The organism is Streptomyces sp. NPDC030245 (assembly GCF_055572995.1).
This window is the reverse complement of the sequence record NZ_JBVICF010000010.1, coordinates 355,709-367,497: the sequence shown is the minus strand read 5'-3', so window position 1 is coordinate 367,497 and position 11,789 is coordinate 355,709. Positions and strand designations below refer to the sequence as shown.

Genomic DNA, 11,789 nt, shown 5'->3' with positions numbered 1-11,789 from the left:
CCCCCGAGCGCCGGCCCGGCACCCCCGGACCCTTTCTGCGAAGGAATGACCCATGCCTGACCTGTCCCCGCCACCCGCCACCACCCCCGCTCCCGCGCCGGCCAACGGCCGGTCTGCGTCGCGGCGTTCGGAGACGTTGACGGGCACCGTGGAGGTGGACTTCCCCCAGTTCCGCACCCCGCCGCCGGAACCGATGGGCCTGCTCGCCGACTGGCTGGCCGCCGCCACCGCCCACGGGGTGCGCGAGCCGCGCGCGCTGGCCCTGGCCACCGCCGACGTGCGCGGCCGGCCCTCCTCACGCATCCTGGCCGTCAACCAGGTCACCGAGCAGGGCATCGTCTTCATCACCCACGCCGGCAGCCAAAAGGGCCGCGAACTGGCCGCCAACCCCTACGCCTCCGGGGTGCTGTACTGGCGCGAGACCAGCCAGCAGATCACCCTGGCCGGCCCCGTGCGCCAGCTCCCGCGCGCCGAGGCCGAAGCCCTGTGGGCGGCCCGCGCGGTCTTCACCCACCCCATGTCCACCGTCGCCCGCCAGAGCCAACCCCTGCGCGACCTGGAGCACTTCGAGGAAATCCGCGCCCAGGCCCTTGAATTGGGCGCGCTGGAGCGGCCGCTGCCCTGCCCGCAGGAGTTCGTGGGCTTCTGCCTGGAGCCCGACGCGGTGGAGTTCTGGGCCAACGGCACCGACCGGCTGCACGAACGGCTGCGCTACGACCGCACCCCGGCCGGCTGGACCACCACCCGCCTCCAGCCCTGAACGGAGCCCCGATGACCACCCCGCCCCCCGCCCCGACCACCACCGCCGCCGAACCGGCCGCCGGTGGCCCGGTGTTCACCAGCCACCTCGACCTGCGCGCCCGCAACCGGCACGCCGTGGAGCAGTACATGCAGATCGGGCCCACGGCCCGGCTGCGCCGCCACACCCTCTACACCCAGGACGGCACCGCCACCCTGTTCAACACCGACATCGGCCGCCCCATCACCGTGCGGGGCCGCGACAACCTCAAGCGGCACGGCGAGCTGTCCTTGCAGGTCCTGCCGGACTGGGAGTGGTTCGACGTCCAGCTCTACGAGACGCAGGACCCCAACGTGATCTGGGTGGAGTGCGACGGCGAGGGCACCATCCGCTTCCCCGGCTATCCCGAGGGCCGCTACCGCAACCACTTCATCCACGGCTTCACCCTGCACGACGGACTCATCGCCGCCAGCCGCGAATACACCAACCCCATCGAACACATGCGGGCCCTGAGCATCCCCACCCCCCACATCCAACGGGACTGGATCCCCTCCTGAGGGATCCGGGCGCCCGCAGCACACACCTGTGAGGGGCCGCCGGCCTGTTGGCCGGCGGCCCCTCATCTGCGTCCGATGTCCCTACAGGGCGGTGCGGCCGGCTTTGAGGGCGGCGGCGGTGTCCACGACGCGGCGGGCCTGGTGGCGGGCGGCTTGCAGGGCCACCTCGCCCGGTGCGCCGTCGCCGGCCACGTGCGAGGTGCCATACGGGTTGCCGGACTGGAACTGGATGGGGTCGGTGTAGCCGGGGGGCACGATGATGCCGCCCCAGTGGTAGAAGGTGTTGGACAGCGCCAGGATGGTGGACTCCTGGCCGCCGTGGGCGGTGTTGCTGGCGGTGAACGCGGAGAACACCTTGCCCGCGATCTTGCCCTCGAACCAGAGCGGGCCGGTGGTGTCGATGAAGGCCCGCAGCTGGCTTGCGGGGTTCCCGAACCGGCTGGGCGTGCCGAAGATGACCGCGTCCGCCCAGGCCAGGTCGTCATGGGTGGCCTCGGCGATGTCGGTGGTGGCCTCCCGGTGCTGCACCCAGGCCGGATTGGCGTTGATCGCCACCTCCGGAGCGGTCTCGGCCACCTTGCGCAGCCGCACCACCGCACCGGCCTTCTCCGCGCCCTCGGCCACCGCCTGAGCCAACGTGTGCACGTTGCCGGTCGCGCTGTAATAGATGATTGCAACGTTCACAGGTTCCACAGCTGTTTCCTCTTCTTCTGCGTGCGTGTTCTGTTCCGTACGGGTGATGCCGGGGGGAGATGCGGAGATTCCCCGGCCGGGCGACCGGGGGATGGAGCCCGGCCAGGAATTCGATCTCCGCCTGTACGACGACACAGGCCGTTGTAATGTGAGGTGACGCGCGCCACCCTCGGGGCGATGCCTCGTCGAACGGGTGAAGGCAGGGCGCGGCCAAGGGAGTTGGCGACACCATGAGCATGCATTCCCAGCCGGAGGACAGCCGGCTCGAGCCGGGCCTGAGCGCGGTGCTCAGCGAGCGGCGTCAGCTGATCAACCTCGCGTACCGCTTCCTGGGCTCGCTGGCCGACGCCGAGGACGTCGTCCAGGAGACCTACACCCGCTGGTATGCCATGACCGAGCAGCAGCGGGACGCCGTCGCCGCGCCCGGCGGCTGGCTCACCCGGGTCGCCAGCCGCATCTGCCTGGACCTGCTCGGCTCGGCCCGCGCCCGCCGCGAGCGCTATGTGGGCGAGTGGATCCCCGAGCCGCTGCCCGACCGCATGGAGTGGGTCGGCGGCCCTGTCGACGGCGCCGCCGACCCGGCCGACCGCATCACCCTGGACGAGTCGGTCAACATGGCCTTCCTCGTCGTCCTGGACTCCATGACCCCGGCCGAGCGGGTCGCCTTCATCCTCCACGACGTCTTCCACTACTCCTTCGCCGAAGTCGCCGAGATCGTCGGCCGCAGCCCGGCGGCCTGCCGCCAGCTGGCCTCCTCCGCCCGCCGCCGCATCACCCGCGCGCAGGCCCCCACCGCCGCGCCCGCCCAACGCGCCGACCTGGTGCGCGACTTCAAGCAGGCCTGGCAGGCCAAGGACATCGAGGCCCTCATCGGCCTCCTCGACCCCGACGCCACCACGATCGCCGACGGCGGCGGCCTGGTCAGCGCCGAACTGCGCCCGGTCACCGGCGGCGAACAGATCGCCCAAGTCTTCGCCGGCATCGCGGGCAGGGCCCCCGACCTGACGCTCCTGGAGCGCACCGTCAACGGCCAGCCCGGCCTGGTCGCCCAGCAGGGCGGCGTCACCGTCTCGGTGCTCGCCTTCGACGTGGCCGGCGACCGCATCACCCACATCTGGGCGGTGCGCAACCCCGAGAAGCTGCGCTTCTGGACGGCGGGCTGACACCCGGGCGGCGGCCGCCGCCGCCCGCTCTCAGGGCTGCTGCCGCCCGTTCTCAGGGCTGTTGGGGCGGCGCGCCCAGGGGCACCTTGTAGCTCTCCAGGTGGCTGATCGCGTCCCCGGTGAAGGTGAACACGTCGCAGAAGAGGAACTCCGCGGTGGCGCCGGTCGGCAGGGTCAGGGCGGCCCGGCCGGTGGCGACCACGTGGTCGCCCTCCTCGATCAGCCGGTCCACGGTGATGGACGGGCGCTGGACGACGTCCTTGACCACCACGCCGTCCTTGTTGTGGATGACGCCCCGCAGCGCGTCCTTGCCCTGCACCCGCAGCTGGCCCAGGCTCTCCCACACCACGTCGTCGGTGACCAGGGACAGGACCTTCTCGTGGTCGCCGCTGAGGACCCCGTCGCGGTACTGCTCGACGATGACTTTGTGTCTGCTCATGCCAAATGACTATTTGATACGACTAGGAGGGCGCTGGAATACCGCCAGAAGGTCCCCGCCGGCCCCGCCGCACGGCGGCCCCCGGCCGGTGACAACCGAGGGGGGCGCCTCACATTCTGGGCGGCTGTCTCGTCGTATCCCATGACGGCATTTTCGGCCAAAGGAGCACGCGACACGATGAGGACGCAGACCGAGCCAGAAGACGATCAGCTTGACGCGGACCTGGGCGCGGTCCTGAGCGAGCGGCGTCAGCTGATCAACCTCGCGTACCGCTTCCTGGGCTCGCTGGCCGACGCCGAGGACGTCGTGCAGGAGGCCTACGCCCGCTGGTACGCCATGACCCGCGCGCAGCGCGAGGCCGTCGCCTCGCCCGGCGGCTGGCTGACCACCGTGGCCAGCCGCATCTGCCTGGACCTGCTCGGCTCGGCCCGCGCCCGCCGCGAGCGCTATGTGGGCGAGTGGATCCCCGAGCCGCTGCCCGACCACTCGGAGTGGATCAGCGGCCGCTCCGGCGGCACCGCCGACCCGGCCGACCGCATCACCCTGGACGAGTCGGTCAACATGGCCTTCCTCGTCGTCCTGGAGTCGATGACCCCGGCCGAGCGGGTCGCCTTCATCCTCCACGACGTCTTCCGGTACTCCTTCGCCGAAGTGGCCGAAAGTGTCGGCCGCAGCCCGGCGGCCTGCCGCCAGCTGGCCTCCTCCGCCCGCCGCCGACTGCGCAGCGCCCAGCAGGACGGCGTCACCGCCACCGCCCAGCGCGCCGACATCGTCCGCAACTTCAAGCAGGCCTGGGAGGCCAAGGACATCGGCGCCCTCATCAGCCTGCTCGACCCCGACGCCACCGGCCTGGCCGACGGCGGCGGCCTGGTCAACGCCGCGCCCCCCACCGGCGGCAGCGAGCAGATCGCCCGCTACCTGGTCACCATCACCGGCAAGGCACCGGGCCTGACCATCCTGGAGCGCACCGTCAACGGCGAGCCCGGCCTGGTCGTCCAGCAGGGCGGCGTCACCGTCTCGGTGCTCGCCTTCGACTTCGCCGGCGAGCGCATCAAGCACCTGTGGGCGGTGCGCAACCCCGAGAAGCTTCGCCCCTGGACCACCGGCTGACCCGCCGGCCCGCCCGCCGCGCCGCCCGCCGGCGGTGCGGCGGGCGGGCCGGACATGGCAGGTCACATGGGTGACTGTCACATTTTGCCGGGCTGTCTCGTCGGAGCTGTGTACGCACCAGCACGGCAGAGGAGCCCGACATGGACGCACGCTTGAACCTCTTCGACCACCCGGTTGCGGCCGGCTTCCTCAAGCACCTGGCCTCGGCGGGAAAGGTGGCCTCCCAGGCACCGGTCCCGGCGGCGACCCTGGAGCTGGTCCGGCTGCGCGCCAGCCAGATCAACGGCTGCGGCTTCTGCGTCGACATCCACACCAAGGAGGCCGCGCACGCCGGGGAGAGCGCCCAGCGCCTGCACCTGGTCGCCGCCTGGCGCGAGGCCACCGTCTTCACCGACGCCGAGCGCGCGGCCCTGGAACTGACCGAACAGGGCACCCGCACCGCCGACGCGGCCGGCGGCGTCACCGACGCGGCCTGGGCGAACGCCGCCCGGCACTACGACGAGGACCAACTGGCCGCCCTGGTCTGCCAGATCGCCCTCATCAACGCCTTCAACCGCATCAACGTCCTGACCAACAAGCCCGCCGGCGACTACCGGGTCGGCCAGTTCGGCTGACCCGGCCCCCGGGGGGGAGGGGTGGCCGCCCGCGGCCCTCGCACGGGCCGCGGGCGGCTGCGCCTCAGCTGATCCTCATCGTGGCCATCATGCCCATCGCCGAGTGGTCGAGCATGTGGCAGTGGTACACATACGAGCCCCGGTAACTGTCGAACGTCGCCTGCAGCTTGACCGTCTCGCCCGCCGCGACGATCACCGTGTCCTTCAGGCCGCTCTCACCCGGCGCCGGCGGCTTCCCGCCCCGCTCCAGGACCCGGAACTGCACCAGGTGCATGTGGAAGTTGTGCGGCACCCGCGCATTGGTGTTGGTGACCGTCCATATCTCGCTGGCCCCGAACCGGATGTTGGCATCCACCCGCGCGGGGTCGTACATCTTGCCGTCCATGAACCCCTTGGGATGGGCGACCCCCTCCTCCATCTGCATCGTGATGGCACGCTCGTTGGTCGCGGCGGGCAGCGCCGGCAGCGACCGCAGCACCGCGGGCACCGAACTGGGATCATCCGCCGTGCGCACCACGTCGAACCGCATCACCTGCCCGACCTGCTCGGCGTTGCCGGCGAAGATGATGGTGTTCTCCAGCACCACCTTGCGGCCCACCGCGTACCGCGAGAAGTCGATGACCACATCGGCGCGCTCGCCCGGCGAGAGGATGAAGGAGTCGGTGGTGTGCGGGCGCGGCAGCAGACCGCCGTCCGACCCGATCTGGATCATCTCGCCGCCGTCGGCCAGCCGCAGGCCGATGAAGCGCTGGTTGGACATGTTGGCGAACCGCAGCCGGTACTTGCGGGCCGCGACCTGGAAGTAGGGGTAGGGCACCCCGTTCACCAGCAGCGTGCTGCGCTGCTGGTCGTCCATGGTGTAGACGAGCTGCCCCGCGGTGTCGAAGTGCGCGTCGCGGATGGCGACCACCACGTCGTACTCGCCCTTGGGCAGCGGCAGCTTGTCCTCGATGGCGTCGGTCAGCAGATAGCTGCCGTGCAGCCCGCGGTAGACGTTCTCCGACTCCTTGTGGTGGGCGTGGTCGTGGTACCACAGCGAGGCGTGCGGCTGCTTGTTGGGATAGGTGTAGACGCGCTCGCCGCCCGGCGCCAGGGTGTCCATCGGATCCCCGTCGTTGGCCTGGGTCACCGACGCGCCGTGCAGGTGCACCGAGGTGGCCACGTCCAGCTCGTTGCGCTGGCGCACGATGACCGGGCGCCCGGTGCGGGCCTTGATGGTCGCGCCGGGGAAGTGCCCGTTGTAGGTGAGCAGGTCGGTCTGGATGCCCGGCAGGACCTCCCTGCGCACCGCGCGCATGGTGACGTCGTAGTGATCGGCGGTGGAGGTGCGGAAGGTGGGTCTGAGCACCGGCATCAACGGCATGGGCCGGGTGAACAGTTCGGGAGTGGCCGCCGTGGACGAAGTGGCCTTGGCCGGGCTGGCCTTGGCCGGGTCCACGGCGAGCAGGGGGGTGAACGACGCCCCGGTGAGCCCTACGCCCGCGGCGGCGAGTCCTGTGCCGAGCAGACGGCGTCGGGTGACCATGGTGCCCTCCTAAGTGCGTGAGTGAATGGCACCCGCCGGCCGGCCGCGTCCCGATGAGGGGGCGCGCGGCAGCATGCGGCCGTGCGGTGCCAGCCGCATGCTGCATGCGGCCGTGCGGTGCCAGCCGCAGTTCATCAGCAGCACCTCGAGGCGCACTCGTATCCGCTTCGTCCGCTTCGCCCACCACTGGGCGCTCACCGCAGCAGCCGGCCGGCCAGGTAGCGCTGGAACTGCCACAGCGGGCGCTCCAGATGGCAGAACCGGCCGCTGGAGGGCTCCGGAGCGCTCTCCAGGCCCCGCTGCACCCCCCGCACGGCCACCAGGTCCTCACCCTGCAACACCCGCACCGACTCCCGGGCCGCGGCCAGCTGCTCCTCGCCCGGCTCGGCGCCCGGCGGCACCAGCAGCCCGAAACGCGCCGCATGCGTGGCCGGCCCGGTGGGCAGCCAGCGCACCCACACCGCGGAATCCGGCAACAAGGCCAGCACACACTGCGGGAACAGCCCCACCAGCAGCATCCCCTGGGGCGGCCCGGCTTCCGGCGCCTGCGCATAGGGGGTGAACATGGTGAACCAGCGGCCCTCGCACTCGTCCAGCACCGTGGTGCGCCCGGGCAGCACCGGCTCCAGGGTCTGCGCGTGGGTGCCCATGTGGTGGTAGTTCTCCGACCCGTTCTCCACCGCCACCTTCCAGTTGGCGGGCACCTCCTGCCACTCCTCGACGGCCACCGTCCGCCACTCGGCGAGCCCATAGCCGTCCAACCGCTCGCCCAATCCCGCCAGTTGGGGCTCCAGCGGCGGGGCGTCGGGGTCCAGGCACACCAGCACGAAACCCTGCCACTGCGTCACCCGCGCCGCGGGCAGCCGGCACGCCGCCCGCTCACGCGGACCGAAGTCCACCTTGTTCATCAGCGGCGCACCCGCCAACTGCCCCGCATAACGGCCGTCCAGCCGGTAGGTCCAGGTGTGGTACGGACAGGTCAGCCGCGTCAGCCGGCCGCGCTCGGGGGTGGTCTCCGGCGGCAGTACGTCCATGAAGCGGTGCCGGCACACCCGGGACAGGGCGTGCAGCTCACCCTCCTCGTCACGGGTGATCACCAGCGGCCGGCCCGCGACATCCACCCGCAGATAGTCGCCGGGCGCGGCCACCTCGTCGCTGCGCGCCACACACAGCCAGTCCCGCCCGAAGATGTGCTCCCTCTCGCGCTCGTACCAGGCCGGTGAGGTGTACGCCTGGGGCGGCAGCGTCTCGCCCTGCTCCAGGGGCAGCGCGGCCAGCCGCCGCAACTGCGCGAGCAGGGCGAGCTCGCCCGCTTCGGCGGACCCGGTCGGTTGGATGGGCTGGGTGGGTTGGGTGAGTTCGGTCGGTTCGGTCATGACGGCACCGTTTCCTCTCCCGGCCGGTCGGCGACGGCCTGGGAAAAACGCTAGGCGCCCCGTGCACCCGGGCGAATCGTCGCCAAGAGCGACCCGGCTGCTGCACACTTCGGATGACTTCGCCCCGCCCCTTCTCCACCCCTTCTCCACCCCTTCTCCGCCCCTTCTCCGTCCGCAGGGATGTGCCCATGAGTGAGCCCGCCGACGCCGTCCCGTTCGTCGTCGGCCCCGAGCGGACCGGCGCGCCGGGCCCGGGGCAGATCAGCGTGGTGTGGTCGCTGGGCGGCGCCGGACGCGACCTGGACGCCACCGTCGTACGCCTGGCCCCCCGCGCGGACCTGGGCGAGCCCGCCGAGAACGGGTACGGGGTGCTGCTGTGCGTGCTGTCCGGCGACGGCGAGCTGCACGTGCCCGGCCAGGTGCTGGCACTCACGCCCGGCGCGCTGGCCTGGCTGCCCGCCCGCACCCCGCACTCCCTGCGAGCGGGGGAGCACGGCCTCACCTACACCGCCGCCCACCGCCGACCGGCCACCGTCCCCCCGGCGGCCCCCGGCGCCGCCGGGGAGCCCGCCTGCCTGCTGGAACGGGTCTGCGCGCGGTGCGGCCGCTTGGCCGGCGAACCCGATGCCCGCTACTGCGCCCGCTGCGGGACAGCGCTGTCGACTGCCGGATGAGAGCCCCGGGGGGGAGGGAGGGGGGTGGACGGCTGAGGGGCGAGGGCGGGACGGCGGTGCCGGGCAAGGGGCTGGCGGGCAGGGGTAGGCCGGGCGGGCAGGGGTAGCCCCGGGCGGGCAGTGGGCAGGCCGGGCGAGCGGGCAGTGGGTCGGCTGAGCGGGCGGGCAGTGGGCTGGGGTGATGGGCAGGGGACCGGGGGAGCGGCGGACAGCGGGCGTGGCGGGCGGCACGGGTGCACAGGGCGGCACGGGTGCGCCCTCGTCCCCGTGCGCGGTCTTGCCGTTCACCTCATCGGCGGGTGGCGCCTCACCGGCGGCCGGGTCGGCGCCCTATCGGTGGCCGGGTCGGCGCCCTATCGGCGTTCAGTACCTCATCGACGTTCGGCACCTCATCGGTGGCTGGTCCGGCGCCTCTTCGCCGGTCGGCGTCTCAGTAACGACCGGTACTCTTCGGCGGTCGGCGCCTCAGCAACGGCCGGTACCTCTTCGGCGGTCGGCACCTCACCAAAGACCGGTACCTCATCAGCGGTCGGCGCCTCAGCAACGGCTGGCACCCTCATCAACGGCCGGTACCTCTTCGGTGGCCGGTCGGGCGCCTCACCGGCGGGCGGCGCCTCACCAAGACCGGTACCTCGTCAGCGGCCGGCGCCTCATCAACAGCCGGCGCCTCCTCCGCAGGGAGGCGGTCCACCACCCTCCCGCCAAGGCGGCCGCTGCCCCCGGACAGACCCCCGCCCCCACCCGGCGGGCCGGGGCGGGGGCGGGGGTGAGGTCACCGGTTTTCCAGGCGGAGGCTCACGTCCTTTTCCTGGTCGCCCGAGGCGGAGCCTTCCTCGGTGACGGCGAAGGCCGCCGAGAGCACCGTGACGATCTGGTCGACCGCGACATAGCCGCCCTGCACCGCGGCGGTCACCGGGCCGCTCAGCGACGGTGTCCCGCCCGGCCCGCCGCCCGCCGGGCGGGCGGTATCGAAGACGCCGTTCCACACGGTCGGCCCCGACGAGCCCTCCGCGGGCGCCGGACTGCCGTCCCGGTCCGAGGCGTAGACCGCCTCCAGGACACCGAAGACGCTCCCGGCGTCGTCCGCCGCACCGCTCAGTTCCACCGTGACCCGCGCCGGGTTCTCATCCGCATCGCTCACCGTCGTCTTCCTTTCCTCGCGTTCGTGCTGCTGTGCCCTCAACCCGAGGGCTCCTCCGGCACCGGCGACGCGGATGGATCCTCCGCCGCCGGGGAGTTGCCGCGCCGGCCGGTGCCGGCCTCGTCCGTGTCGGGCACGTCCTCACCCGCCCCGCCGCCCGCGCCCCGCTCCCGCTCCTGGTCCTGGTCTTCGTCCTGGGTCCGGTCGCGGTCGTGGTCCTTGCCGTCCTGGAGGTCCCAGGGGTCCTGTCCGCCGTCGGCCTGCTGGTCGGGCAGGTCCCTGGGCACCGGCGTGCTGCCGTCCGCGCCGGGCGAGGCCGGTACCTGTCCACTCACGATGTGTCTCCTCTCCACCGCTCGGCTCCGGCGGGCCACCGGCTCCCTTCGCCGCCGGCCGTTCCGGAGCTGGGGTGCAGGTACCCGCGCAGGGCGGGACAACTCGTACTGATCACCGTGGACCAACCGCGCCGGATCGGCGACACGGGTGAGCCGCCCCCGCGCACCGGGCAGCCACGGCACGGCGATGTGAGACTGCTCGTGTCGCACGACCCGCCGTGGAGCGCTGTGGAAGGGAGACGACGTGCCGACCTCGGAGCCGACCAGTGGACTCGAGGAGTTCCTCGCGGACCCGGACAACGCGGTCCTGGACCTGGCCGCCGCGGTCGCCCGGTGCGCGGCGGCCCTGGACGTGCCCCAGGCCGTGGTCTACCTCGCCGACCTCCAGCAGCGCCGACTGGTCCCGCTGAGCGACGACGCACCGGCCCACGAGGTGGACGACTCACTGGCCGGCTGGGCCTACCGCACCCTGTCCCTGCGCGTGGAGGAGTCCCCGGCCGGCGGCATGACCGCCTGGCTGCCCCTGCTGGACGGCGCCGAACGGCTGGGCGTGGTCGCCGTCCACACCCCCTTCCTGGACCCCGCCCTGCTGCGCCGCAGCAGAGCACTGGCCGCCCTCCTGGCGATGATGATCACCTCGAAGCGCGCCTACAAGGACACCCTGGTGCGGCGTACCCGCTCCGAACCCATGCGCCTGCCCGCGGAGATGCTCCGCGCCTTCCTGCCGCCGCGCACCATCGGCAACACCCACGTCGTCTCGACCGCGGTGCTGGAACCCGCCTACGAGATCGGCGGCGACGCCTTCGACCACAACCTCACCCGAACGGCCCTGCACGCCACGATCGTCGACGCCATGGGCCACAACCTGCTCTCCGGCCTGACCACCGCGGTCGCCCTGGCCGCCTGCCGCAACGGCCGGCGCACCGGAGCGGACCTGCCCGAACTCCTGGAGACCGTGGACGCGGCGCTCGGCCAGTGGCTGCCCGACCAGTTCTGCACCGGCGTACTCACCCGCCTCGACCTGGCCAGCGGGGTGCTGCGCTGGAGCAACTGCGGGCACCCGCCGCCGCTGCTGATCCGCGACAACCGGCTCGTCGACAAAGCCCTGGAACGCGAGGCCGACCCGCCCCTGGGCCTGGCCACGCCCCTGCGCAGCAGCGACCGCCAGGTGCACGAGACCCGGCTGGAGCCCGGCGACCGCGTGCTGCTGTACACCGACGGCGTGACCGAGGCGCGGCTGTCGGACGGCAGCGAGTTCGGGCTCGAACGGTTCGCCGACTCCATCATCCGCGCCTCCGCCGCCGGTGAGGTGGCGGCGGAGGCGCTGCGCCGGCTCATCCACTCGATCCTGGACGCGCAGCCCGCCCGGCTGCGGGACGACGCCACCATCCTCATGTTCGAGTGGCAGCCGCCCACCCGGTGA

At 72.5% G+C, this 11,789-nt stretch carries 13 protein-coding genes; 7 read left to right on the top strand and 6 right to left on the bottom strand.

The genetic code is table 11. The annotated features are described in order from the left end of the window. Nucleotides 1-52 precede the first annotated feature (52 nt). A complete protein-coding gene (gene phzG / locus ACZ4Z4_RS27030; RefSeq protein WP_468332480.1) occupies nt 53-760 on the top strand; it encodes a phenazine biosynthesis FMN-dependent oxidase PhzG in 708 nt (235 codons plus the stop codon). Nucleotides 761-771: 11 nt separating this feature from the next. Next, nucleotides 772-1,296 (top strand): PhzA/PhzB family protein, encoded by a 525-nt coding sequence (locus tag ACZ4Z4_RS27025; RefSeq protein ID WP_468332477.1) that lies wholly within the window; start codon nt 772-774, stop codon nt 1,294-1,296. Between the two features lie 81 nt (nt 1,297-1,377). On the opposite strand, the gene wrbA is transcribed toward ACZ4Z4_RS27025, so the two are convergent. Beyond that, entirely contained in the window at nt 1,378-1,989 is a 612-nt protein-coding gene (gene wrbA / locus ACZ4Z4_RS27020) for an NAD(P)H:quinone oxidoreductase (protein WP_468332474.1), read from the bottom strand. 230 nt (nt 1,990-2,219) lie between these two features. On the opposite strand from wrbA, the gene sigJ (ACZ4Z4_RS27015) reads away from it, so the two are divergent. Then, nucleotides 2,220-3,152, top strand: coding sequence for an RNA polymerase sigma factor SigJ (gene sigJ, locus ACZ4Z4_RS27015; RefSeq protein ID WP_468332471.1), 933 nt, complete (start codon nt 2,220-2,222; stop codon nt 3,150-3,152). A gap of 52 nt (nt 3,153-3,204) precedes the next feature. Here the strand turns inward: sigJ (ACZ4Z4_RS27015) and ACZ4Z4_RS27010 are convergent, their stop codons facing one another. Next, nucleotides 3,205-3,591: a nuclear transport factor 2 family protein gene (locus tag ACZ4Z4_RS27010; protein WP_468332468.1), complete on the bottom strand. Its 387-nt coding sequence runs from the start codon at nt 3,589-3,591 to the stop codon at nt 3,205-3,207. Between the two features lie 177 nt (nt 3,592-3,768). Here ACZ4Z4_RS27010 and sigJ (ACZ4Z4_RS27005) point away from each other — a divergent pair, with 177 nt between their 5' ends. Both sigJ (ACZ4Z4_RS27005) and ACZ4Z4_RS27000 read left to right on the top strand, forming a co-directional pair. Continuing rightward, complete coding sequence (gene sigJ, locus ACZ4Z4_RS27005; RefSeq protein WP_468332465.1) at nt 3,769-4,701, top strand: RNA polymerase sigma factor SigJ; 933 nt, start codon at nt 3,769-3,771, stop codon at nt 4,699-4,701. Nucleotides 4,702-4,841: 140 nt separating this feature from the next. Then, nucleotides 4,842-5,315, top strand: coding sequence for a carboxymuconolactone decarboxylase family protein (locus tag ACZ4Z4_RS27000; protein WP_468332462.1), 474 nt, complete (start codon nt 4,842-4,844; stop codon nt 5,313-5,315). Nucleotides 5,316-5,379: 64 nt separating this feature from the next. Here the strand turns inward: ACZ4Z4_RS27000 and ACZ4Z4_RS26995 are convergent, their stop codons facing one another. Beyond that, nucleotides 5,380-6,840 carry a multicopper oxidase family protein gene (locus ACZ4Z4_RS26995; protein ID WP_468332459.1) on the bottom strand — a complete coding sequence of 487 codons (1,461 nt, stop codon included), beginning with the start codon at nt 6,838-6,840 and terminating at the stop codon, nt 5,380-5,382. 194 nt (nt 6,841-7,034) lie between these two features. Further along, a complete protein-coding gene (locus ACZ4Z4_RS26990; protein WP_468332456.1) occupies nt 7,035-8,216 on the bottom strand; it encodes an aromatic ring-hydroxylating oxygenase subunit alpha in 1,182 nt (393 codons plus the stop codon). Between the two features lie 188 nt (nt 8,217-8,404). On the opposite strand from ACZ4Z4_RS26990, the gene ACZ4Z4_RS26985 reads away from it, so the two are divergent. Next, on the top strand, nt 8,405-8,890 hold the full coding sequence (locus ACZ4Z4_RS26985) for an AraC family ligand binding domain-containing protein (protein WP_468332453.1): 486 nt from the start codon (nt 8,405-8,407) through the stop codon (nt 8,888-8,890). Nucleotides 8,891-9,662: 772 nt separating this feature from the next. Here ACZ4Z4_RS26985 and ACZ4Z4_RS26980 read toward each other — a convergent pair. Both ACZ4Z4_RS26980 and ACZ4Z4_RS26975 read right to left on the bottom strand, forming a co-directional pair. Further along, nucleotides 9,663-10,031: a hypothetical protein gene (locus tag ACZ4Z4_RS26980; RefSeq protein ID WP_468332450.1), complete on the bottom strand. Its 369-nt coding sequence runs from the start codon at nt 10,029-10,031 to the stop codon at nt 9,663-9,665. 38 nt (nt 10,032-10,069) lie between these two features. Then, the gene (locus tag ACZ4Z4_RS26975) at nt 10,070-10,366 is read right to left on the bottom strand and encodes a hypothetical protein (protein WP_468332447.1); all 297 of its coding nucleotides are present in this window, start codon (nt 10,364-10,366) and stop codon (nt 10,070-10,072) included. Nucleotides 10,367-10,610: 244 nt separating this feature from the next. Here ACZ4Z4_RS26975 and ACZ4Z4_RS26970 point away from each other — a divergent pair, with 244 nt between their 5' ends. Continuing rightward, a complete protein-coding gene (locus ACZ4Z4_RS26970) occupies nt 10,611-11,789 on the top strand; it encodes a PP2C family protein-serine/threonine phosphatase (protein WP_468332444.1) in 1,179 nt (392 codons plus the stop codon).

Excerpts from the sequence above, each read along its gene's own strand:
- sigJ (WP_468332465.1), top strand. The coding sequence starts at position 3,769 with ATGAGGACGCAGACCGAGCCAGAAGACGATCAGCTTGACGCGGACCTG.
- ACZ4Z4_RS26995 (WP_468332459.1), bottom strand. The coding sequence starts at position 6,840 with ATGGTCACCCGACGCCGTCTGCTCGGCACAGGACTCGCCGCCGCGGGC.
- ACZ4Z4_RS26985 (WP_468332453.1), top strand. The coding sequence starts at position 8,405 with ATGAGTGAGCCCGCCGACGCCGTCCCGTTCGTCGTCGGCCCCGAGCGG.
- ACZ4Z4_RS27010 (WP_468332468.1), bottom strand. The coding sequence starts at position 3,591 with ATGAGCAGACACAAAGTCATCGTCGAGCAGTACCGCGACGGGGTCCTC.
- ACZ4Z4_RS26990 (WP_468332456.1), bottom strand. The coding sequence starts at position 8,216 with ATGACCGAACCGACCGAACTCACCCAACCCACCCAGCCCATCCAACCG.
- sigJ (WP_468332471.1), top strand. The coding sequence starts at position 2,220 with ATGAGCATGCATTCCCAGCCGGAGGACAGCCGGCTCGAGCCGGGCCTG.
- ACZ4Z4_RS27000 (WP_468332462.1), top strand. The coding sequence starts at position 4,842 with ATGGACGCACGCTTGAACCTCTTCGACCACCCGGTTGCGGCCGGCTTC.
- ACZ4Z4_RS27025 (WP_468332477.1), top strand. The coding sequence starts at position 772 with ATGACCACCCCGCCCCCCGCCCCGACCACCACCGCCGCCGAACCGGCC.
- phzG (WP_468332480.1), top strand. The coding sequence starts at position 53 with ATGCCTGACCTGTCCCCGCCACCCGCCACCACCCCCGCTCCCGCGCCG.